Origin of the sequence: Enterobacter sp. SM3, assembly GCF_009811935.2 — a bacterium.
Classification (GTDB): Bacteria; Pseudomonadota; Gammaproteobacteria; order Enterobacterales; family Enterobacteriaceae; genus Enterobacter; species Enterobacter asburiae_D.
In genome coordinates this window covers 154,845-178,256 of record NZ_CP099971.1, presented here as the reverse complement: position 1 = coordinate 178,256, position 23,412 = coordinate 154,845, and the positions used below count along the sequence as shown (strand labels likewise).

The following is a 23,412-nucleotide window of genomic DNA, read 5'->3' as shown; positions in this document are numbered from 1 at the left end:
AGACAACAGCAAGGAAATGCTAATATGTCACCATATTCTAAGTTTATAACACTCCTCATTCCTGCACTGTCACTCTCTCTGATCGGGTGCGATAACCTGACAGATATGGCTGCAAACAAAGAACTCAGCCAGAAACTCGATAGTCAGCAAAGAAAAATAGAACTTATTGAAAAACAGCAAATTAACGCCATCAATAACGCCAAGGCGATTGTCAATGCCGTTAATGACATTGATAAAAAACAAAAAGCGTTGTTATTCACCGAGTTCGATCCGTCACTGACCCGCTACTTCATTATTAATAATGGCTCGATTGGATTAGCAGGACGCATATTATCCATCGAACCTATAAAAGATGGCAGCGTGATCCATATGGATCTGGTTAACTTATTAAGCGTCCCTGTATCTAACATTGGCTTTCATATGACATGGGGCGGCGAAAAACCTGCGAACATGCAGGATGTTAAAGAGCTGGCGCGCTGGAAGCAAATGCTTGTCTCAACAGCGATGAAATCCAGTATTGAATTATTACCCGGGCAATGGACAAACATTAATTTAACTCTGAAAGGTTTCTCACCTAACAACCTTAAGTACCTGAAAATGAGCATGAATATGGAAAACGTTGTTTTTGAAAGGACAACGCCTGCCGGAAAACCATCAGGTAATAACAAAAAATAACTAAAAAAGCACCGTTCCCCATTTTTAATAAGAGAAATTTATTATGAACAAAATATTTAAAGTCATATGGAATTCAGCAACAGGTACTTACAGTGTTGTGAGTGAAACAGCAAAGAGCCGCGGTAAAAAAACAGGGCGCAGAAAACTGGCGCTATCCGCACTCGTGGGTATCAGCAGCCTGATAGGGACTGGCGAAGCCCTCGCGAATGCAGGCAACGATACGGGAGCAGCAATTGGCACTGGAACTGGCTGGATTGCAATTGGCGAAGGTGCAGAAGCAGATTCAAAGATAACCTCGCAAGAAGAGGTGGCAAACAACCCAACCAAGGGATACGTAGCCGGTTCCAGCATCGCGATCGGCTATTATAGCCAGGCAACAGGAAATTCCAGCACGGCATTGGGCGGGTATAGCCTTGCCGAAAGCATAGGCTCTATCGCGCTCGGCTCTGGCGCGCACACCACCACAGACGCCAAATATTCCACGGCCGTGGGGACCAATTCCACGGCTTCTGGTATGTACGCTATCGCCCTGGGGACCAACTCAAAAGCCAACGGTAAAAACTCCATAGCGCTTGGCCGCGATGGTATCGCGGATGGCGAAAGAAGCCTGACAGTCGGGCTTGGGGCCAATGCCGCAGCAATAGATAGCATGGCTTTCGGTTACAACACGTCAGCGACGGATACTGCGACAAATAGTATTGCGTTGGGCGCAGGCTCATCCGTCTCTGCGGCCAATAGCCTTGTTTTAGGTGTGAATTCATCCGCCTCTGCGGCCAATACAATCGCGATGGGTTACAAAACGGCAGCATCGGGCCAGGATAGCCTGGCGTTCGGTAATACAGCTAGCGCGTTGGGAGTAAGCGCCATTGCGATGGGGACGAATGCACAGGCACAAAAAGATAATACTGTCGCCATTGGCGACCACAGTGCCGCGAGCGGCGCAAGCAGTGTTGCCCTGGGTCACAAGTCCGCCGCTTCCGGTACCAGCAGCCTTGCTTTTGGTGAGCAAGCGACTGCCTCAGGGATAAATTCAGTTGCACTTGGTGCGGGCTCTACCGCTCAGGAAGATGATTCCGTTTCGGTCGGTAACAGCACAACACAGCGTAAAATCGTCTACGTTGATAAAGGTTCGGTCGTAAAAAACAGCACTGATGCAGTTAACGGCGGACAGCTTTACGATGTCAGTAAATCCGTAGCTGATCGCCTGGGCGGCGGTGCCAGCGTGAACACTACCAATGGTACCGTTAATGCCCCGTCCTATACGATCACTTCAGGAACCTACAATAACGTCGGCGACGCGCTGGGCGCGGTAGATTCCTCCCTGACCAACATTAATACGACGGTTGAAGGCCTCAGTGATGATTCCCTGCTCTGGAGCGACGTCCACAAAGCCTTCAGCGCCGCACACGGCGTCGACGCGACTGCAAGCAAAATTACTGACGTGGCGGCTGGCGATGTTTCTGCTGCCAGCACCGATGCCATCAACGGCTCGCAGCTTAACACCACGAACGAAGCCGTCGCTCAGAACACGAACAATATCACCCAGAACACTACGGCTATTACTAATCTGAGCAGCTCTGTCACCACCATTAGCGACACGGTAACCGGCCTGACTGAAGATGCGCTGATGTGGAATGACACGGCCAGTGCGTTCAGCGCGGCTCACGGCACCAACGCAACCAGCAAGATCACCAACGTGGCTGTTGGTGATTTGTCTGCTACCAGTACCGATGCGGTTAACGGCTCTCAGCTTTATGAAACCAATCAGAACGTGGCAAATAACACGCTGGCGATTGAAACCATCAATACCTCAATCACTAACCTGGGAATGGATTCATTAAGCTGGAACGAAACCTCTGGCTCTTACAGCGCCAGCCACGGTAACAGCGCGACAAACAAAGTGACCAACGTCGCCGCAGGTGCGCTGTCAGCCGACAGTACTGATGCCGTTAATGGTGCTCAACTGTATGAAACAAATCAGTTAATCACAGAAAATAGTGAAGCAATTAGCAATTTAGCGGGCGACACTAGCGAAACCTATATCACCAACAACGGTGCGGGCGTGAAATACATCCGCACAAACGATAGCAGTTTAGTTGCCGATGATGCACACGCATCAGGCGCTGGCGCTACGGCTGTGGGTTATAACGCCGTGGCTTCGGGTGCGGGCAGCCTTGCTATGGGTCAGAACAGCTCAAGCAGCATTGATACCGGTATCGCATTAGGCAGCGGCTCTACCTCAAACCGCGCTATTGTTGTAGGTACACAAACAACAAGCGTAACCAGCGATGGTGTTACCATTGGCTACGACACGACGGATAGAACATTATTGGGTGCATTGTCACTGGGTACGGACGGCGAAAGCTATCGCCAGATCACCAACGTTGCCGATGGTACTGAAGCGCAGGACGCTGTTACCGTTCGCCAGTTGCAAAATGCTGTCGGTGCCGTCGCCACATCATCAGGCAAATACTTCCACGCAAACTCCACGCTGGAAGATTCACTGGCTGTTGGCACTGATTCCATTGCTGTGGGTCCTAAAACAGTTGTTAATGGCGATGCGGGCGTGGGTATTGGTTCTGGTTCAATCGTTGACCAGACAGCAACAAACGGTATCGCTATCGGCACTAATGCTCAGGCAAGCTACGCCGACAGCATCGCGTTAGGCAGTAATTCCGTGACGACCATAGGCGCACAGAGCGGATATACCGCTTACAACCTGAGTGGCACGCAAAATTCTGTCGGTGAATTCTCCGTCGGCAGCGCAACGGGTCAGCGTCAGATCACCAATGTTGCTGCTGGCTCAGCAGACACTGATGCCGTTAACGTTGCACAGCTCAAAGTGACAGACAGTAAAGTCGCGGAAAACACCACGAACATTTCCAGCCTGGTAAACAAGTACACCAATCTGGACACCCGAGTGACCACGCTGGAAAACAACATGGGTGAAATTACCGTATCAGGCGGCTCTGAATATCTGGCTGTGAATTCCACCGGAGATGCCGCTATCGCGGCAGGCGCTGAAAGCGTGGCCGTTGGCGCATCATCCACGGCATCGGCAAACAACAGCGTCGCGTTAGGAGCAGGCTCCGTTGCAGATGAAGAAAATACGGTATCTGTCGGTTCTTCAAGCCAGCAGCGCCGCATTACAAACGTCTCGGCGGGCGTGAATTCAACAGATGCCGTAAACGTGGCCCAGTTGAAGGCATCCGAAGCTGGCTCTATACGTTACACTACCAACACTGATGGTTCTGTGGACTACAGTGTGCTCAGCCTGGGCGATGGAAGTGGTAGCACTACACGAATCAGTAATGTCTCTGCAGCGGTGAATGACACTGATGCTGTTAACTATGCACAGCTCAAACAAAGCGTCGAATCTGCTAACACCTATACTGACCAGAAAATGGGTGAAATGAATAGCAAGATCCGCGGCGTGGAAGACAAAATGAGCGGCGGTATTGCCTCAGCAATGGCAATGGCCGGTCTTCCTCAGGCTTACGCGCCTGGTGCCAGCATGACGTCTCTCGCGGGAAGTACCTATAACGGTGAAACCGCCGTTGCGCTGGGCGTTTCAATGGTGAGCGCAAGCGGTAGCTGGGTTTACAAACTGCAAGGCACCAGTAACAGTCAGGGTGATTACTCTGCTGCTATCGGTGCGGGTATTCAGTGGTAACACAGTAACGTCTGTAATCCTGACAATGGCGATATCGATTCCGATATCGCCATTTTTATTTTTTCGGCCCATGAAATTGGCCCAACCAATCCGCCAGTCAACACTCCCCCGGTTCACAATTCCATTAATTCCGCTCACAAACTCATTGCCTGGCCATAACATTTAGTTAACCATTCATTGTCATTAACCCTACAACACAACATTGGCAGGACCACTTTTACACAACCTGTGACGCAGAGTTGAGCGGAGACTCACCCGCAGCGCAGGCTGTCTGGTCCCCAGGAGACCTGCATGAGCCTCTGGCAACAAAACTACGACCCGGCCGGAAATATCTGGCTGTCGAGCCTGATCGCATCGCTTCCGATCCTGTTCTTCTTCTTTGCGCTGATTAAGCTCAAGCTGAAGGGCTACCTCGCCGCGACGTATACCGTTGCTATCGCCCTGATGGTGGCGCTGTTCTTCTATAAAATGCCGGTCGATCGCGCGCTGGCCTCCGTCGTCTACGGTTTCTTCTACGGCCTGTGGCCGATTGCGTGGATCATCATCGCGGCGGTCTTTGTCTATAAAATCTCGGTAAAAACCGGGCAGTTCGACATTATCCGCTCGTCAATTCTCTCCATCACGCCGGACCAGCGCCTGCAGATGCTGATTGTCGGCTTCTCCTTCGGGGCGTTTCTGGAAGGTGCGGCAGGCTTTGGCGCACCGGTGGCGATCACCGCCGCGCTGCTGGTCGGTCTGGGCTTTAACCCGCTGTATGCCGCGGGACTGTGCCTGATTGTGAACACCGCGCCGGTGGCGTTTGGCGCGATGGGTATTCCGATTCTGGTAGCCGGACAGGTTACCGGGCTGGACAGCTTTGAGATCGGCCAGATGGTTGGCCGCCAGCTGCCCTTCCTGACCATTATCGTCCTGTTCTGGATCATGGCGATTATGGACGGCTGGCGCGGCGTGAAGGAGACCTGGCCTGCGGTGATGGTGGCGGGCGGTTCGTTCGCTATCGCCCAGTACCTCAGCTCGAATTTCCTTGGCCCGGAGTTGCCGGATATCATCTCTTCCCTGGTGTCCCTGGTCTGTCTGACGCTGTTCCTGAAGCGCTGGCAGCCGGTACGTATTTTCCGCTTCGCCGACATGGGCGCCTCGCAGGTTGATCAAACCCTGGCCCGCACAGGCTATACGGCAGGACAGGTGATCCGCGCCTGGTCGCCGTTCCTGTTCCTGACCGCAACGGTCACCCTGTGGAGCATCCCGCCTTTTAAAGCCCTGTTCGCGCCGGGCGGGGCGCTGTACGACATGGTGATTAATATTTCCGTGCCGTTCCTCGACAAGATGGTCGCCCGTATGCCGCCGGTGGTGCACGCCGCCACGCCGTATGCCGCGGTCTATAAATTCGACTGGTTCTCCGCCACCGGTACCGCCATCCTGTTTGCCGCACTCCTTTCCGTGGTGTGGCTGCGCATGAAGCCTGCGGCCGCGGTGCAGACCTTTGCGGCGACCATTAAAGAGCTGATGCTGCCGATTTACTCCATCGGCATGGTGCTGGCGTTCGCGTTTATCTCGAACTACTCCGGCCTGTCATCAACGCTGGCACTGGCGCTGGCCCATACCAGCCACGCCTTCACCTTCTTCTCGCCGTTCCTCGGCTGGCTGGGGGTGTTCCTGACCGGTTCCGATACCTCGTCTAACGCCCTGTTTGCCGCGCTGCAGGCAACGGCAGCCCAGCAGATTGGCGTATCGGACGTCCTGCTGGTGGCCGCGAATACCACCGGCGGCGTGACCGGGAAAATGATCTCTCCACAATCCATCGCCATTGCCTGTGCGGCGGTGGGACTGGTCGGTAAAGAGTCGGATCTGTTCCGCTTTACCGTGAAACACAGCCTGATATTCACCTGCATGGTGGGGGTGATCACCACCCTGCAGGCCTATGTCTTAACCTGGATGATCCCATGATAGTGATGCCCAGACGCCTGTCCGACGAGATTGCCTCTCGCGTGCGGGCGCTGATTGAAGAACAACAGCTGGAAGCGGGCATGAAGCTGCCCGCCGAACGCCAGCTCGCCGCCCAGCTTGGCGTGTCGCGCAATTCACTGCGCGAGGCGCTGGCGACGCTGGTCAGCGAAGGGGTGCTGCTGAGCCGTCGCGGCGGCGGCACCTTTGTGCGCTGGCAGCATGACGACTGGTCCGAGCAAAACATCGTTCAGCCGCTGAAGACGCTGATGGAGAACGACCCGGACTACAGCTTCGACATCCTTGAAGCGCGTCACGCCATCGAAACCAGTACCGCCTGGCACGCGGCCATGCGGGCAACCGACGCCGACAAAGAGAAACTCATCGCCTGCTTTGAGGCCACGCAGAGCAGCGACCCGGATATCGCCTCCCAGGCGGACGTCCGTTTTCACCTGGCGATTGCCGAGGCGTCGCACAACGTGGTGCTGCTCCAGACCATGCGCGGGTTCTTCGACCTGCTGCAATCCTCCGTTAAACAGAGCCGCCAGCGCATGTATCTGGTTCCGCCGGTGTTTGCCCAGCTGACCGAACAGCACGAGGCGGTGCTCAACGCCATTCTGGCCGGTGATGCCGAGGCCGCGCGTAAAGCGATGATGGCGCATCTCGGCTTCGTGCACACCACCATTAAACGATTCGATGAAGACCAGGCCCGACAGGCGCGTATTACCCGTCTGCCTGGCGACAGTGATATTTCCAGGGAGAACAAAGCATGATTATTTCAGCAGCCAGTGACTATCGCGCCGCGGCGCAGCGCATTTTGCCCCCGTTCCTGTTCCACTATATCGACGGCGGGGCTTATGCCGAATACACCCTGCGCCGCAACGTGGAAGATCTGTCGGAGGTGGCTCTGCGCCAGCGCGTGCTGAAGAATATGTCTGACCTGAGCCTTGAGACGAAGCTGTTCAACGAAACGCTCTCCATGCCGGTGGCGCTCGCGCCTGTAGGCTTATGCGGGATGTATGCCCGCCGTGGCGAAGTGCAGGCCGCCGCTGCGGCGGATGCCAAAGGCATTCCGTTTACCCTTTCCACCGTGTCCGTCTGCCCGATTGAAGAGGTCGCCCCGACCATCAAGCGCCCGATGTGGTTCCAGCTGTACGTCCTGCGGGATCGCGGCTTTATGCGTAACGCGCTCGAGCGCGCGAAAGCGGCGGGCTGCTCCACGCTGGTCTTTACCGTCGATATGCCGACCCCCGGCGCGCGCTACCGCGATGCGCACTCCGGCATGAGCGGCCCGAACGCTGCGCTCCGTCGTTACTTGCAGGCCGTGACCCACCCGCAGTGGGCGTGGGATGTCGGGCTGAACGGTCGTCCGCACGATCTCGGGAATATCTCGGCTTACCTCGGCAAACCGACCGGGCTGGAGGATTACATCGGCTGGCTGGCGAACAACTTCGATCCGTCGATCTCGTGGAAGGACCTGGAGTGGATCCGCGAGTTCTGGGACGGCCCGATGGTGATCAAAGGGATCCTAGATCCGGAAGATGCCCGCGACGCGGTACGCTTTGGCGCAGACGGGATTGTGGTTTCTAACCACGGCGGACGCCAGCTCGACGGGGTGCTCTCCTCCGCACGCGCCCTGCCGGCCATCGCCGATGCGGTGAAAGGCGATATTGCCATCCTGGCCGACAGCGGCATCCGCAACGGGCTGGACGTGGTGCGAATGATTGCGCTGGGCGCTGACAGCGTACTGCTGGGGCGTGCGTATCTGTATGCGCTGGCGACGGCGGGCCAGGCGGGCGTGGCGAATCTGCTCAACCTGATCGAAAAAGAGATGAAGGTGGCGATGACGCTGACCGGTGCAAGAACGATTAGCGAAATCAGTAAGGATTCCCTGGTGCAGGAGTTAAGCAAATTACCGGCGGCGCTGGCTCCCCTTGCTCAGGGAAACGCGGCCTGATCTTCTCCGGTTCCTCCCCCCTTTCTCATGCGCCCGATTTTCCCCTCGGGCGCTTTTTTATGCCAAAAATAACATCCAGATAACATATTGGATAAGAAAATTTGACATCCACCCGCCGTCCGCAATTGTATAGACAAGCAAATACAAGAACACAAAAACAACATCAGATCGGAGTGGAGCGTATGGCGTATTCAGGTAAGGTGGATATTCAGCAGGTGATCGATGAGAGTCCCTTTTCAGGGTTTCACTGGCTGCTCATTGTGCTGGGCTTTCTGGTTCTGGCGATCGATGGTTTTGATACGGCAGCGATGGGTTACATCGCGCCTACGCTGTCGGCAGAATGGGGGATACACAAACAGGATCTGGGGCCGGTGCTGAGCGCAGCGCTGCTGGGGCTGTCGCTGGGCGCGCTGATTGCCGGTCCGGTATCTGACCGGATGGGGCGCAAGCGGGTGCTGGTCTTTTCGTGTCTGTTCTTCGGCCTTGCGAGCCTGGGGACGGCCTGGGCGCAAAGTCTGAATACGCTCACGCTGTGGCGCTTTCTGACGGGCCTGGGCCTCGGCGCCGCAATGCCTAACGCCATCACGCTTATCTCCGAGTTTGCCCCCCAGCGCTGTCGCGCCATGGCGATCAATACCATGTACTGCGGCTTCCCTCTGGGCGCGGCGGGCGGCGGCGCGATCTCTTCCTGGCTAATCCCCCACCACGGCTGGCGAAGCGTGCTGCTGACCGGGGCGATTGCTCCGCTGGTTTTAACCCTGCTGCTGGCGCTGTTTTTACCGGAGTCCGTGAAGTTTCTGGTGCAGCGCGGAAAGGACGTCATGCAGGTCCGCCGCATCGCCAGCCGGTTTGCCCGCAGCACGCTGGATAGCGTCACGGGCTTTTTCCTCGCGGAGGAGAAAGTCGCGTCTAAAAAAGGGAGCGTGTCGCAGCTGTTTTCCATGCCCTGGCTGCCCGGCACCCTGATGCTGTGGGTGACCTATTTTATGGGCCTGGTCATTTACTACGTCCTGCTGAGCTGGATGCCAACGCTGATGCAGGGGATGGGTTATGCTCTGGCGGAATCCGCCTGGCTCACCTCGCTGTTCACCTTCGGCGGCACCGCAGGCATTCTGCTCGCGGGCTGGATGATGGACCGCTGGGAAGCGCACAGGGTGGTCGCGTGTGGTTTCGTGCTGACAATGGGCCTTATTCTTTTGCTTGGCATTGAGCATAACCATATCGCCCTGTTTGGCGGGTTGATTTTCCTGATGGGGATCGCGATGAACGGCGCGCAGTCGGGCATGCAAACCCTGGCCGCCACCTTTTACCCTACCGAGTGCCGCGCGACGGGCATCGCCTGGATGCAGGGGATCGGCCGCTTTGGCGGCGTGGCGGGAACCATGACCAGCGCCCAGCTTCTTTCTATGCAGTGGCAGGCAGACAGTATTTTAATGATCCTCAGCGTGCCTGCTCTGGTGGCCGCTGCGGCAACCGTCTATAAAATGCTGTACAGCCGCTCGCAGGAACCCGGCGTCGCGTAGTTCCTCTCTTTTCTGCTATTCTGCCCCCGCAATTAAGGGGGCAGCATGCTTAACATCGTTTTATTCGAACCAGAAATTCCGCCGAATACCGGCAATATCATCCGCCTGTGTGCGAACACCGGTTTTCGTCTGCATATCATTGAGCCGATGGGCTTTACGTGGGACGACAAACGTCTGCGTCGCGCAGGGCTGGATTATCATGAATTTACCGCCGTCGTTCGCCATCACGATTACGCCGCGTTTCTGGAAGCAGAGAAGCCGCAGCGCATGTTCGCCCTGACTACCAAAGGCACGCCAGCGCATAGCGCCGTGAGCTATCAGGCAGGTGACTATCTGATGTTTGGCCCGGAAACCCGCGGCCTGCCGGCCACGATCCTGGATGCCCTGCCCGCCGAGCAGAAAATCCGTATTCCGATGATGCCGGACAGCCGCAGCATGAACCTGTCGAACGCGGTGTCGGTGGTGGTGTATGAAGCCTGGCGCCAAATGGGGTATGCGGGCGCCATATTACGGTAGGCCCGGTAAGCGCAGCGCCACCGGGCAAAATATCAGATACCGTCACCATACTCGAACGTATGGTGAATGCCGTTGAAGTGCTGATCCATGTCCATGGACGGCTTATCGCTGTCTGGTTTACCGACGATGCGCGCCGGTACGCCAGCGGCGGTGGTATGCGGAGGCACGGGCTGGAGCACCACGGAGCCTGCGCCGATCTTCGCACCGCGCCCGACTTCGATATTGCCGAGGATTTTGGCACCCGCGCCAATCATCACCCCTTCACGAATTTTCGGATGGCGATCGCCGCTGGTTTTACCGGTACCGCCCAGGGTGACAGACTGCAGGATCGAGACGTCATCTTCAATCACCGCCGTTTCCCCGACGACAATCCCGGTGGCGTGGTCGAGCATGATCCCGCGGCCAATTTTTGCTGCCGGGTGAATATCGACCTGGAAGGTCACGGAAACCTGGTTTTGCAGGAAGATCGCCAGCGCGCGGCGGCCTTCATTCCACAACCAGTGGCCGATGCGGTAAGCCTGCAGGGCGTGGAAGCCTTTCAGGTACAGCAGCGGCGTAGAATATTTATCGACCGCCGGGTCACGCGTGCGCACGGCCTGGATATCGCAGGCGGCAGAGGCGATCATTTCCGGGTCAGCGGCGTAAGCCTCTTCCACCACTTCACGAATGGCGATAGCTGGCATGATCGAGGAAGCCAGCTTGTTGGCGAGCATATAGCTCAGCGCGCTGCCGAGATTTTCGTGCTTGAGTAGCGTCGCGTGGTAGAAACTGGCCAGCATAGGCTCGCAGTCGGCCAGCGCCCGGGCTTCGGCTTTAATATTGTTCCAGACGATATCCAGTTCTTCACACGGCATTGCTTACTCCAGACGATAGTTAATGACCAGCCAGTTCTGCGCTGGCTGGGTCATTCAGGTGACAACGGTTCCGACTAGTTACTGCTGCGCTCGTCCTTGCGCGCACGACCTAATAAGGTCAATGCTGCCTCGCGCGCATTTTTTCCGCAATACAATACCTGATAAATTTCCTCGGTTATTGGCATTTCGACACCGAAACGGTGCGCCAACTCGCGGACTTCTTTGGTATTGCGGTAGCCTTCAACCACCTGACCAATCTTCTCCTGCGCGCCTTTTACATCGCTGCCCTGTCCGAGCATCATGCCAAAGCGGCGGTTACGAGACTGGTTGTCGGTACAGGTCAGCACCAGGTCGCCCAGGCCAGCCATCCCCATAAAGGTGGCCGGATCGGCACCCAGCGCTTCGCCCAGGCGGGACATTTCGGTCAGCCCTCGGGTGATCAGCGCCGTACGCGCATTGGCACCAAAACCAATGCCGTCTGACATCCCGGCACCAATCGCAATCACGTTCTTCACCGCACCGCCCAGCTGCACGCCGATAAAATCGGGGTTGCTGTAGACGCGGAAGCTCTTGCCGCAGTGCAGCAGCTGTTGAAGATCGTCGGAGAAGGCCTGATCGGTGGAGGCCAGCGAAATCGCCGTCGGCAGGCCAGCGGCCAGCTCTTTGGCAAAGGTCGGGCCGGAGATGACCGCCAGCGGGATCGCATCACCCAGCGCTTCGCGGGCAACGTCCTGCAGCAGGCGTCCGGTTTCGGCTTCCAGTCCTTTTGTCGCCCAGACAATGCGCGCATCCGGGCGCATCAGCGGCTTAATCTGACGGAGCACGTCGCCAAAGACATGGCTCGGGACCACAATCAGAATGTTGCGGCTGGCCGCCAGCGCGGTCGCAAGGTCGCTTTCAAGGTGCAGGGAGTCAGGGAACGGAACGTCCGGGAGAAACGCGACGTTACAACGATCGCGTTGCAGCGTGGCGATATGTTTTGGGTCGTGGCCCCAGAGAACCACTTCGTGACCATTTCTTGCCAGCGTGATGGCAAGAGCGGTGCCGTATGAGCCGGCACCGATCACAGTCATTGACGCATTAACAGTGCTCATCAGGCATCCTGATGTTGTTCAGCACCTTCGCCAGCTTGCTGCTGCAGATAGTTCATGAACAGCGCATCAAAGTTAACTGGCGCAAGGTTCAGTTGCGGGAATGTACCGCGGGAAACCAGGCTGGTGATGCATTCACGCGCATACGGGAACAGAATGTTCGGGCAGTACGCACCCAGGCAATGCGCCATCTGGTTGCCTTCGATACCGCCGATAGAGAAGATGCCGCCCTGCTGTACTTCACACAGGAATGCAGTTTCTTCGCCCAGAGATGCGGTAACGGTCACACGCAGCACGACTTCATACACGTCATCTGCCAGTTGGGTAGATGCGGTATCCAGATCAAGTTTAACCTCTGGCTGCCAATCTTTCTGGAAAACATGTGGCGCATTTGGCGCTTCGAAAGAGACGTCCTTGGTGTAGATACGCTGGATCTGGAAAGTCATTTCGGTGTTGTTTTGTTCTGACATGGAAATACCCTTTTTAATTGTCCTAAAGTCTCTTAGCTCAGCAGCGGATCGAGTCCACCACGGGCGTCGAGCGCATACAAGTCATCACAGCCGCCAATGTGCTGCGCATCAATAAAAATCTGCGGAACCGTCGTACGACCACTACGTTTGATCATCTCTTCGCGTTTAATCGCGTCACCGTCAATCGGCAGTTCCTGGAACGTGACGCCTTTGCTGTTCAGCAGCGCTTTCGCACGATGACAGAACGGGCACGTCGCTTTGGTATAGATCTCAATATTGGCCATGACTGAACTCCTTATTTACCGCGAACCAAAGGAAGATTTTCCCCGCTCCAGCCGGAAATACCTTCTTTCAGCACAGTTACGTTTTCGAAGCCTGCTTTATGAAGCGCGCTGGCAGATTCCTGTGCCTGCATGCCGGTCGCATCGACAACGATAATCGGCTGGGCTTTGTGTTTCTCAAGCTCACCGACGTTGTTCGCTTTGATTTCAGCTGGCAGCAGGTTGATTGCGCCCGCAATGTGACCTTTACGGAAATCGTCACGCTGACGCAGATCGACTACGACGGCATCTTCTTTGTTGATCAGACGCGTCGCTTCACCACGGGTGATAACCTTAATTTTAGACGTCAGGCTCTTAAATGTGGTGAACAGCACAGCAGCCAGCAGGCCAATCCACGCGATGCTCAGAACCGGATGGCGGCTAACGAATTGCATAATTTCTTGCATGGAGGGTAACTACTCCCGACTAAGTGATAAAAAAAACCAGGACAGGAGTATACCTGTGCGTTCTGGCAAATACAGCCAGCGACCATAACCTAATCCATTTTCTGCGGCATGCCACCTAAAAAAATGCCTCAAAATGGTCTGGTCAGCACCTTGCCCCTGCGCTTTCTTTGATCTTCTGCGGCTATTTGATCGATTCAGCTGTAGTAAAATTACGCAAATTTTGACTCTTGAGCATGAGGTTGTCGCAATGTCGGTTTCTAAAAAACCTATGGTACTGGTGATTCTGGATGGCTATGGCTACCGTGAAGACAGCCAGGATAACGCTATTTTCAACGCCAAAACCCCGGTCATGGATGCGCTGTGGGCAAAACGTCCGCATACGCTGATTGACGCGTCTGGCCTGGAAGTGGGCCTGCCGGACCGCCAGATGGGCAACTCCGAAGTCGGTCACGTAAACCTGGGCGCCGGGCGTATTGTGTATCAGGATCTGACGCGCCTGGACGTTGAAATCAAAGAACGCACCTTCTTCTCCAACCCAACGCTGTCTGGCGCGGTCGATAAAGCCGTTGCCGCTGGCAAGGCCGTACACATCATGGGCCTGCTCTCTGCAGGCGGCGTTCACAGCCACGAAGATCACATCATGGCGATGGTTGAACTGGCCGCCGAGCGCGGTGCGGAAAAAATCTATCTGCACGCCTTCCTGGACGGTCGCGATACGCCACCACGCAGCGCAAAAGGCTCTCTGCAAGCCTTCGAAGAGAAATTTGCCGCGCTGGGTAAAGGCCGCGTAGCGTCCATCATCGGCCGTTACTACGCCATGGACCGCGACAACCGCTGGGATCGCGTTGAACAGGCCTATGACCTGATGACCCTGGCCAAAGGTGAGTTCCAGTTCGCAACCGCCGTTGAAGCCCTTGAAGCGGCTTATGCACGTGATGAAAACGACGAATTCGTGAAAGCGTCGGTGATCCGTGCTGATGGCCAGGCTGATGCCGCCATGGAAGATGGCGACGCGTTGATCTTCATGAACTTCCGCGCTGACCGCGCGCGCGAAATCACCCGTGCGTTCGTCAACAGCGACTTCGACGGTTTCGCCCGCAAGAAAGTGGTAAAACTGGACTTCATCCAGCTGACTGAATACGCCGCAGACATCAAAGCGCCTTGCGCGTATCCACCAGCATCGCTGGCAAACACCTTCGGCGAGTGGATGGCGAAGAACGACAAAACGCAGCTGCGTATTTCCGAAACTGAAAAATATGCACACGTGACCTTCTTCTTTAACGGCGGCGTTGAAGAGCCGTTCAAAGGCGAAGACCGCATTCTGATCAACTCCCCGAAAGTGGCCACCTACGATCTGCAGCCAGAAATGAGCTCTGCCGAACTGACGGAAAAACTGGTTACGGCCATCGAGAGCGGTAAGTACGACACCATCATCTGTAACTACCCGAACGGCGACATGGTGGGGCATACCGGGGTGATGGAAGCGGCAGTGAAAGCGGTTGAAGCGCTGGACAACTGCGTTGAGCAGGTAGCGAAAGCGGTTGAATCCGTTGGCGGCCAGCTGCTGATCACCGCTGACCACGGTAACGCTGAACAGATGCGCGACCCGGCGACCGGCCAGGCGCACACGGCTCATACCAACCTGCCTGTTCCGCTGATTTATGTGGGTGATAAATCACTGAAAGCAGTGGAAGGCGGCAAGCTTTCTGACATCGCGCCAACCATGTTGTCGCTGATGGGTATGCCGATCCCTGAAGAGATGACTGGTAAGCCGCTGTTCATCGTGGAATAATCGCTCCCCATGAGGGGAAAGGCGATTTTTTCAATCACATGGGTCGTGAAGCCGCTTAGGTTATCAGTCAGACCTCTGTTTTACGCCAGCGCACTCAGCGCTGGCGTATTGCTGTGCGCCGCATCCGCCCACGCGGATGACCGCGACCAGCTGAAATCCATTCAGGCCGATATCGCCGCCAAAGAGCGTGCGGTACGCCAGCAGCAGCAGCAGCGCTCCGCCCTCCTCGCCCAGCTTAAGCAGCAGGAAGAGGCGATCTCCGCCGCCACGCGTAAACTCCGAGAAACGCAAAACACCCTCGCCCAGTTGAATAAACAGATCGACGAGATGAACGCGTCGATTGCCAAACTGGAGCGCCAGCGTGATGCGCAGGAGCGCAATCTTGCCGCACAGCTTGATGCCGCATTCCGCCAGGGCGAACATACCGGACTCCAGCTGATCCTCAGCGGCGAAGAGAGCCAGCGCGGCCAGCGCCTGCAGGCCTACTTTGGCTATCTCAACCAGGCGCGTCAGGAGACGATCGCGCAGCTGAAGCAGACGCGCGAAGAGGTCTCCACGCAAAAAGCCGAGCTGGAAGAGAAGCAGAGCCAGCAGCAGACGCTACTCTACGATCAGCAGGCCCAGCAGGCGAAGCTTGAGCAGGCTCGCAACGAGCGTAAGAAAACCCTTTCCGGCCTTGAATCCTCCATTCAGGAAGGTCAGAGCCAGCTGAGCGAAATGCGCGCCAACGAATCAAAACTGCGTAACAGCATCGCCCGTGCGGAAGCGGCGGCGAAAGCGCGCGCCGAAAAAGAGGCGCGCGAGGCGCAGGCCGTTCGCGACAAGCAGCAGGAAGCCTCCCGCAAAGGGACCACCTACAAGCCAAGCGAGAGCGAACGTTCTCTGATGTCGCGTACCGGCGGTTTGGGCTCTCCTCGCGGTCAGGCTTTCTGGCCCGTTCGCGGTTCAATTCTGCATCGCTATGGCGAACAGCTGCAGGGTGAGCTACGTTGGAAAGGGATCGTTATCGGTGCGTCTGAAGGTAGCGAAGTGAAAGCCATCGCCGATGGCCGCGTGATTCTGGCCGACTGGCTGCAGGGTTACGGACTGGTGGTGGTGGTCGAACACGGTAAAGGTGATATGAGCCTTTACGGCTACAACCAGAGCGCGCTGGTCAGCGTCGGCACGCAGGTGCGCGCCGGCCAACCCATCGCCCTTGTGGGCAGCAGTGGCGGTCAGGGCCGCCCGTCACTCTATTTCGAAATTCGTCGCCAGGGTCAGGCGGTCAATCCACAGCCGTGGTTGGGAAGATAAGTTTTGCTTCAATTTCGTCGAATGGTTTTCTCCGTCGTCAGCGCGCTGGCGCTGGCTGCACCGGTATATGCAGGTAAACTCGCTATCGTGATTGATGACTTCGGTTATCGTCCACACTATGAAAATCAGGTGCTGACGATGCCGTCGGCCATCTCTGTCGCCGTCCTTCCGAATGCCCCCCACGCGCGCGAGATGGCGACCAAAGCCCATAACAGCGGTCATCAGGTGCTGATCCACCTGCCCATGGCCCCGCTCAGCAAGCAGCCGCTGGAAAAAGATACCCTGCGCCCGGATATGAGCAGCGAGGAGATCGAGCGCATTATCCGCGACGCCTACAACAAAGTGCCGTATGCCGTAGGGCTGAACAACCATATGGGCAGCGCGATGACATCAAGCCTGTACGGGATGCTCAAAGTGATGCAGGCGCTGGAACGCTACAACCTCTACTTCCTCGACAGCATGACTATCGGCAACAGCCAGGCAATGCGTGCCGCTCAGGGAACGGGCGTAAAGGTGATTAAGCGCAAGGTGTTCCTGGACGATACCCAGAACGACGCCGATATCCGCATGCAGTTTAATCGCGCGGTTCAGCTGGCCCGCCGCAATGGCTCGGCCATTGCCATCGGTCACCCGCACCCGTCTACCGTTCGCGTCCTGCAGCAAATGCTGCCGACCTTGCCTGCCGATATCACGCTGGTGCGCCCGAGCGATCTGCTGAACGAGCCGCAGGTGGATACCTCCACACCGAATTCTGCGCAGCCCGCCCCGACGGCGCCGCGTAATCCGTTCCGCGGCGTGAAGCACTGCGTACCGAAGCAACCGCTTGAACCGGTCTATGCGACCCGCTTCTTCTCCGTCATCGGAGACAGCATCAGCAACAGCACGCTGGTGAAATACGTCCAGCAGCAGTGGCAGGGATGGGGTAAGAAAGCCTGACGCTTATTTTGCAATCTGAGAGTCCGTCTGCTCGTTAGCAACGGGCTCTTTTTTTTCCTGATGCTGATACCAGGATTTGAAATACTTCAAAAAGCTATAGGCTGTGGCATACAGTCCTGTCGCCACCCCCACTTTGCCCTGACGCCAGGCACCGCTAAACAGATACCATTTGAAAAAAGCCCCGATAGCGCTGATCACGCCGCGCGCGATAGAGGGCCGTATTTTTTGATGCTGAACCAGGCGGGTTGTATAACAATTTAATTTATTAAAAAGCTCATGCAGCGTGGGAAACGTATCATGTTTTACATAACCCGGAATACGTTCACAACGGAGAAAACCTTCGACCTGATCGTCTACCGGTCGGTTATTAAATCGGGACTGTTTTCGGTTAAAAAGACGCACGGGATAATCAGGAGATGAAACAGGATAAATCGTCCGGACCTCTTCACCCAGAACAAACCAGTGGCGGCATATCCGCCATGCCATTCCGGGGTCTGGCTCATCGCCTGCTTTTAACGTTAAAACGGCATTAACCGTTTCCTGGTCAAGAATTTCGTCGCTGTCAATGCACAGGACCCAGTCATGGCTGGCTAAGGATATGGCATGGTTCATCTGATCGCCATGCCAGCCAAATTTTTTATAGACGGGTCGCAGGCCAAAACTTTCACAAATATATCGTGTTTTGTCCGTACTGCCGGAATCGACCACAACAACTTCATCCGCTATTTTTAAAAGAGGCGGGATAACATCGTGCAATAATCTTTCAGAATTAAACGTTAATAAGCAGACCGTTATTTTAAACATTTCCCCACTCTCAATAGCAGCCTAAATTAATATTATTAATACTATAGAATTGAGTTGAGACGATTAAAGTCCAGAATCACACTTTCTAAATAAGCACGCTTAAAATTTTGTCCAGTCGCGAAGCGCAATAAAATAGAAAAATCTATTTTATTTCAACAGATTCTTTATAATGCAGTCAGATGAAGGGTAGCACACGGATTCAGACATGCCGCACAAAAGTAAAATTCTCCTCCTGGATACGGGTAAAGAATGGGGGGGAGGCACCAACAGTATGCTTGAGCTCCTGAAGCGAATCAATCGCGATAAATTCGATATTACCTGTTGTTTTTACAGTGATTATAGTCGTGCTGAAGGTGAGACAATTGGCCAGGTGCTCAACGGCATCGGCATCCCGCTCATCGTGATCCCTCAACGTCCGCAGCCGGTCTGGGCCAAATTGCTGAAGGAAGCGGGACGTAGCCTGCTGTTTTTCTCACGCAGCGCCCGCAAGGCATTGACGCGTCATGTGGATATCATGTGGCGCATCAGGCCTAACGTCAGCAAAATCGAAACCCTTTTCACCCAGGGCGGTTTCGATACGCTCTATATGAATAACCAGCCGGGCTCAAATGAGGAAGGCTATCTCGCGGCGGCAAAGCTGCAGGCGCGGTTGATTCAGCACTGCCGCATTGAGCCTGTTTTGACCCCACCGCTGGTGAAGCTGGTTAATGCCCATGCCACAAAAATCATCGCCGTCTCTCACGGCGTTGAACGCGTGTTGCTTCAGCATGGCGTCCGGCCCGAACTGTGTACGACGGTCAATAATGCCATCGACATCCACCAGCCTTTGCCTGACCGACGCGCGATGCGCCAGCGCCTGAACATCGATGACGACACGTTTGTGTTCGGCAGTATCGGGTCGTTAATCCCTCGCAAAGCCAATCACCACACGCTGGAGGCGCTGGCGCAGTTCAGCCAGAAGCATCCGCAGGCGAAATGGAAAATGGTGCTGGTCGGCGAAGGTGCCGAACGCCGCGCTTTAGCGGAACAGGCCCGAGCGCTGGGAATTGAACACCATGTCATCTTCACTGGCTTTCAGAATACCCCGTTTGATTACCTCGCAACGTTTGACGCCTTTATTCTCGCCTCAAAAAGCGAAGGGCTGCCGCGCGTGGTGCTGGAAGCGATGCTTCTCAATATCCCCGTGATTGGCTCTCAGGTGACCGGCACGGCGGAGTTGATTGATCATGATTCGACAGGGCTGCTTTTCCCCTGGAGCGATGTTTCACAGCTTGCACAGCATCTGGACAATATCTGGGCAGATGCGGATCTGCGGGCTCGGCTGGCGGCGGCCGCATACCAGAACGTCTGTCATACCTATGCCATCGAAAACTATGTCAGCGGTGTCGAAGCCGTGCTTGGCGCGCACTAACCAAACGAGATAACTATGTTTAAATTTCTTAATGCTCGCTATCGTCATATCACCGGGCGACACAACATTCCTTACAGTTCTCTGCCCGTGACGGGCGCAGCTGCTGCGGTGGATTCTATTGTGATTCCGTGTACCGGCGCAGATTTCGTCGAAGAGGCATTACTCTCTGCCACCTTCGCGGAACGCTATGCCACCGGGGTGAGCGAAATCGTCATCGTCAGCGATCAGCCTGAATCGGCCTTCGGGGTACTGCCGCCGAAAACCCGCGTAGTGACGCTTAACCTTCCCGTTCGTGAGGAAGGTTACCGCTATAAGCAGATCTACCTCAGCCGTCTGGTGAAGCTTAACGCCCCGCTGCAGGCGCGCGGTGAAGGCGTATTGATGATCGATTCCGATCTCAACCTGCTGAAAATGCCAGAGATCAACATGGCCGACATGCACATCTACTCCAGCTTCCGTCAGGGCAAAATGATTGCCAAGCTGGACGGTGCGCCAGCGGAGAAAGTGCCGGCGTATTACAAAGAGACGGTACGCCCGTATCTGGTCGATCACGTTAACGGCGCGTTTCTTGCGGCAACTAAAAAGACCTGGCGCCGCATCTGCCCGCTGTGGCTGACGCTGTTCCAGGATACCTGGGAGCTGATGGACGACACGCAGCCGCCGACCGATCAGCTGCCGCTCGCCGCGCTGCTGGACATGCTGGATTTAAAAACGGTTAACCTGGGCGACTGGATGAACTGGCCGGTCTCGAAGAAGATCGGCGGTCAGGAAGCCGTTGTACCGAAAGAGGTGATTGGCGCGCACGGCGGTTTCCCTCTCTCCGAATGGCAGAAGTATCTTGAATCGCCGGATAACACGCTGCTGTTCAAAGGTCAGGACTACACCCGCAAGGTGCGTTACCTGACGGATGAAGAGAAAAAGAATCAGTAAAAAAGGGGCTCAGGCTAAGAGGAATCCCCAGAAATCTATAAGCAGAAGCAATAAAGCTGCTTTCATAATGACTGCAGGCTTTCAGCGATGCCCTGGTCCGGCTGTAAATCGCCGAAGCGTTTCCGTAAGGCCGGGGCGAGGCGCAGGGATGCGCCGAGAGGGCGTGGCCTGCAGGGATGCAGGCTCATGCCCGACCCGATAGCCTGAAGGAATAAGCTGAGGACACCGCGAAGCGGCGATTTACCGCCGGGAGCCCGGGTTGCCAGGGTGGTGGCGACTGAACCACCCTGGCACGTTCACCGATACAAGAATCACAGAGCAGCAAGGAACATAAAGTGAACGGAATGACTACCAGAGCTGTATGTTCCCCCTCACCCCAACCCTCTCCCTCAAGGGAGAGGGGGTCGTCCATGCAAGCATTATTTTGTGGGGATCCCTCAGGCCTCAGGCCCCTTTTTGATTATTTATCCCAGCTCAGGATAACTTTCCCTGACTGGCCGGAACGCATCGCGTCGAAGCCCTGCTGGAACTCATCGATGGAGAAACGGTGAGTAATAATCGGGGACAGATCCAGACCGGACTGGATCAATGCTGCCATCTTGTACCAGGTCTCGAACATCTCGCGGCCATAGATGCCCTTGATGAACAGCCCTTTGAAGATGACTTTGTTCCAGTCGATAGACATATCTGACGGCGGGATCCCCAGCATCGCGATACGGCCACCGTGATTCATGGTGTCGAGCATGGTGCGGAACGCTGGTGGCGCGCCGGACATCTCCAGACCCACGTCAAAGCCTTCGGTCATGCCCAGCTCTTCCATCACGTCGGTCAGGCTCTCTTTCGAGACATCCACCGCGCGGGTGACGCCCATTTTGCGCGCCAGCGACAGACGGTATTCGTTCACGTCGGTGATCACAACGTTGCGCGCACCCACGTGCTTCGCTACGGCTGCCGCCATAATGCCGATTGGGCCCGCGCCGGAGACCAGCACGTCTTCACCGACCAGGTCGAAGGAGAGCGCCGTGTGTACCGCGTTGCCGAACGGATCGAAGATGGAGGCCAGATCGTCAGAGATATTGTCCGGGATTTTGAACGCGTTAAACGCCGGGATCACCAGATATTCCGCGAAGCAGCCCGGACGGTTTACGCCTACGCCAATGGTATTACGGCACAGGTGCGTACGTCCGCCGCGGCAGTTACGGCAGTGACCGCAGGTAATATGGCCTTCACCGGAGACGCGGTCGCCAATTTGGAAGCCTTTCACTTCCTGGCCGATACCCACCACTTCACCGACATATTCGTGACCGACAACCATCGGTACCGGAATGGTTTTCTGCGACCACTGGTCCCAGTTATAGATGTGAACGTCAGTACCGCAGATAGCCGTTTTACGAATTTTGATCAGCAGATCGTTATGACCGACTTCCGGCTCCGGCACGTCGGTCATCCAAATCCCTTCTTCCGCTTTCAGTTTGGATAACGCTTTCATCACACGTCCTCAGGCAATTACGCCCAGCTGTTTGCCGATGCGGGTGAAGGCTTCCACCGCACGTTCAATTTGTTCAGGCGAATGCGCCGCAGACATCTGGGTGCGGATACGCGCCTGACCTTTTGGCACCACCGGGAAGAAGAACCCGGTGACGTAAATCCCTTCTTTCTGCAGCTCGCGGGCAAATTGCTGCGCGACGACCGCATCGCCCAGCATTACCGGAATGATCGCGTGATCGGCACCGGCCAGGGTGAAGCCTGCGGCGCTCATTTTTTCACGGAACAGACGGGCGTTGGACCACAGGCGGTCGCGCAGCTCAGCGCCGGACTCCACCATCTCCAGCACTTTGATGGAGGCAGAAACAATCGCCGGCGCCAGGGAGTTGGAGAACAGATACGGACGGGAGCGCTGGCGCAGCCACTCAACCACCTCTTTACGCGCGGCGGTATAGCCGCCGGACGCGCCGCCGAGCGCTTTGCCCAGCGTACCGGTGATGATGTCCACGCGGCCCATCACGTCGCAGTATTCGTGCGAGCCACGGCCGTTTTCGCCGACAAAGCCGACCGCGTGAGAGTCATCGACCATCACCAGCGCATCGTATTTGTCCGCCAGGTCGCACACGCCCTTCAGGTTGGCGATCACGCCGTCCATGGAGAACACGCCGTCGGTGGCGATCAGCACGTGGCGAGCACCTGCTTCACGAGCCTCTTTCAGGCGCGCTTCCAGCTCAACCATATCGTTGTTGGCGTAGCGGAAACGCTTCGCTTTGCACAGGCGTACGCCGTCGATGATGGAGGCGTGGTTCAGGGCGTCGGAGATAATCGCATCTTCTGCGCCAAGCAGGGTCTCAAACAGACCGCCGTTAGCGTCGAAGCAGGAGGAGTACAGAATCGCGTCTTCCATTCCGAGGAAGCTCGCCAGCTTTTGCTCAAGCTGCTTGTGGCTGTCCTGCGTACCGCAGATAAAGCGTACGGAGGCCATGCCGAAACCGTGTGTGTCCATGCCGTTTTTTGCAGCGGCAATCAGCTCAGGGTGATTCGCAAGACCTAAGTAGTTGTTCGCACAAAAGTTGATCACATGGCTGCCGTCGGCAACGGTGATGTCCGCCTGCTGGGCAGACGTGATAATACGCTCTTCCTTGAACAACCCTTCCGCACGTGCGGTGTCGAGGTCGTTGTTTAACTGTTTGTAAAAATCACCACGCATTGCAATTCTCCAGACTCGGCAAATTTCGGGACATATTACCCAAACCTATAGTTCATGACGAGATGACACGTCATCTCTTGTCGTTTTTGCAGCATAAATCACGCGTACCCCTGCGCTGTGA

The 23,412-nt window shown here is 55.9% G+C and carries 20 protein-coding genes; 12 read left to right on the top strand and 8 right to left on the bottom strand.

Annotated elements, in window-relative coordinates; genetic code table 11:
- The first annotated feature begins 24 nt into the window (after positions 1-24).
- The 7 genes from GVO84_RS00740 to trmL all read left to right on the top strand — a co-directional run bounded on the left by GVO84_RS00740 (position 25) and on the right by trmL (position 10,288).
- Complete coding sequence (locus GVO84_RS00740; RefSeq protein ID WP_159515255.1) at positions 25-675, top strand: DUF3251 domain-containing protein; 651 nt, start codon at positions 25-27, stop codon at positions 673-675.
- A 43-nt stretch (positions 676-718) separates the two neighbouring features.
- A complete protein-coding gene (locus GVO84_RS00735) occupies positions 719-4,348 on the top strand; it encodes a YadA-like family protein (protein WP_159515254.1) in 3,630 nt (1,209 codons plus the stop codon).
- Positions 4,349-4,639: 291 nt separating this feature from the next.
- Positions 4,640-6,295 carry an L-lactate permease gene (gene lldP, locus GVO84_RS00730; RefSeq protein WP_038417734.1) on the top strand — a complete coding sequence of 552 codons (1,656 nt, stop codon included), beginning with the start codon at positions 4,640-4,642 and terminating at the stop codon, positions 6,293-6,295.
- Positions 6,292-7,065: a transcriptional regulator LldR gene (lldR, locus tag GVO84_RS00725; RefSeq protein WP_063145474.1), complete on the top strand. Its 774-nt coding sequence runs from the start codon at positions 6,292-6,294 to the stop codon at positions 7,063-7,065. The genes lldP and lldR overlap by 4 nt, the downstream gene beginning before the upstream one ends.
- Positions 7,062-8,249 carry a quinone-dependent L-lactate dehydrogenase gene (gene lldD / locus GVO84_RS00720; RefSeq protein ID WP_121426007.1) on the top strand — a complete coding sequence of 396 codons (1,188 nt, stop codon included), beginning with the start codon at positions 7,062-7,064 and terminating at the stop codon, positions 8,247-8,249. Before lldR ends, lldD begins: the two co-directional genes overlap by 4 nt.
- Positions 8,250-8,431: 182 nt before the next feature.
- A complete protein-coding gene (locus GVO84_RS00715; protein WP_063438990.1) occupies positions 8,432-9,772 on the top strand; it encodes an MFS transporter in 1,341 nt (446 codons plus the stop codon).
- Positions 9,773-9,817: 45 nt separating this feature from the next.
- Positions 9,818-10,288 (top strand): tRNA (uridine(34)/cytosine(34)/5-carboxymethylaminomethyluridine(34)-2'-O)-methyltransferase TrmL, encoded by a 471-nt coding sequence (gene trmL / locus GVO84_RS00710; RefSeq protein WP_159515253.1) that lies wholly within the window; start codon positions 9,818-9,820, stop codon positions 10,286-10,288.
- Between the two features lie 32 nt (positions 10,289-10,320).
- On the opposite strand, the gene cysE is transcribed toward trmL, so the two are convergent.
- The 5 genes from cysE to GVO84_RS00685 all read right to left on the bottom strand — a co-directional run bounded on the left by cysE (position 10,321) and on the right by GVO84_RS00685 (position 13,430).
- Positions 10,321-11,142 (bottom strand): serine O-acetyltransferase, encoded by an 822-nt coding sequence (gene cysE / locus GVO84_RS00705; protein ID WP_008502718.1) that lies wholly within the window; start codon positions 11,140-11,142, stop codon positions 10,321-10,323.
- Between the two features lie 74 nt (positions 11,143-11,216).
- On the bottom strand, positions 11,217-12,236 hold the full coding sequence (gpsA, locus tag GVO84_RS00700; protein WP_023334039.1) for an NAD(P)H-dependent glycerol-3-phosphate dehydrogenase: 1,020 nt from the start codon (positions 12,234-12,236) through the stop codon (positions 11,217-11,219).
- Positions 12,236-12,703, bottom strand: coding sequence for a protein-export chaperone SecB (gene secB, locus GVO84_RS00695; protein ID WP_003860835.1), 468 nt, complete (start codon positions 12,701-12,703; stop codon positions 12,236-12,238). Before secB ends, gpsA begins: the two co-directional genes overlap by 1 nt.
- A gap of 32 nt (positions 12,704-12,735) precedes the next feature.
- On the bottom strand, positions 12,736-12,987 hold the full coding sequence (gene grxC, locus GVO84_RS00690) for a glutaredoxin 3 (RefSeq protein WP_023309914.1): 252 nt from the start codon (positions 12,985-12,987) through the stop codon (positions 12,736-12,738).
- 11 nt (positions 12,988-12,998) lie between these two features.
- Positions 12,999-13,430 (bottom strand): rhodanese-like domain-containing protein, encoded by a 432-nt coding sequence (locus tag GVO84_RS00685; RefSeq protein ID WP_023309913.1) that lies wholly within the window; start codon positions 13,428-13,430, stop codon positions 12,999-13,001.
- Positions 13,431-13,677: 247 nt separating this feature from the next.
- Here GVO84_RS00685 and gpmM point away from each other — a divergent pair, with 247 nt between their 5' ends.
- Genes gpmM through GVO84_RS00670 form a run of 3 tightly spaced genes read left to right on the top strand, consistent with a single transcriptional unit; the run spans position 13,678 to position 17,451 of the window.
- Entirely contained in the window at positions 13,678-15,222 is a 1,545-nt protein-coding gene (gpmM, locus tag GVO84_RS00680) for a 2,3-bisphosphoglycerate-independent phosphoglycerate mutase (protein WP_159515252.1), read from the top strand.
- 33 nt (positions 15,223-15,255) lie between these two features.
- The gene (gene envC / locus GVO84_RS00675) at positions 15,256-16,515 is read left to right on the top strand and encodes a murein hydrolase activator EnvC (RefSeq protein WP_229231479.1); all 1,260 of its coding nucleotides are present in this window, start codon (positions 15,256-15,258) and stop codon (positions 16,513-16,515) included.
- 3 nt (positions 16,516-16,518) lie between these two features.
- Positions 16,519-17,451, top strand: coding sequence for a divergent polysaccharide deacetylase family protein (locus GVO84_RS00670; RefSeq protein ID WP_159515251.1), 933 nt, complete (start codon positions 16,519-16,521; stop codon positions 17,449-17,451).
- Positions 17,452-17,454: 3 nt separating this feature from the next.
- Here GVO84_RS00670 and GVO84_RS00665 read toward each other — a convergent pair whose 3' ends face one another.
- A complete protein-coding gene (locus tag GVO84_RS00665) occupies positions 17,455-18,255 on the bottom strand; it encodes a glycosyltransferase family 2 protein (protein ID WP_121426012.1) in 801 nt (266 codons plus the stop codon).
- 205 nt (positions 18,256-18,460) lie between these two features.
- Here GVO84_RS00665 and GVO84_RS00660 point away from each other — a divergent pair, with 205 nt between their 5' ends.
- Together GVO84_RS00660 and GVO84_RS00655 are read left to right on the top strand one after the other, a co-directional pair.
- A complete protein-coding gene (locus GVO84_RS00660) occupies positions 18,461-19,666 on the top strand; it encodes a glycosyltransferase (protein WP_121426013.1) in 1,206 nt (401 codons plus the stop codon).
- Positions 19,667-19,681: 15 nt separating this feature from the next.
- Positions 19,682-20,596 (top strand): hypothetical protein, encoded by a 915-nt coding sequence (locus GVO84_RS00655; RefSeq protein ID WP_159515250.1) that lies wholly within the window; start codon positions 19,682-19,684, stop codon positions 20,594-20,596.
- A 460-nt stretch (positions 20,597-21,056) separates the two neighbouring features.
- Here the strand turns inward: GVO84_RS00655 and tdh are convergent, their stop codons facing one another.
- Together tdh and kbl are read right to left on the bottom strand one after the other, a co-directional pair.
- On the bottom strand, positions 21,057-22,085 hold the full coding sequence (gene tdh, locus GVO84_RS00650) for an L-threonine 3-dehydrogenase (protein WP_023309906.1): 1,029 nt from the start codon (positions 22,083-22,085) through the stop codon (positions 21,057-21,059).
- Between the two features lie 9 nt (positions 22,086-22,094).
- A complete protein-coding gene (gene kbl, locus GVO84_RS00645; protein ID WP_121426015.1) occupies positions 22,095-23,291 on the bottom strand; it encodes a glycine C-acetyltransferase in 1,197 nt (398 codons plus the stop codon).
- Between the last annotated feature and the right edge of the window lie 121 nt (positions 23,292-23,412).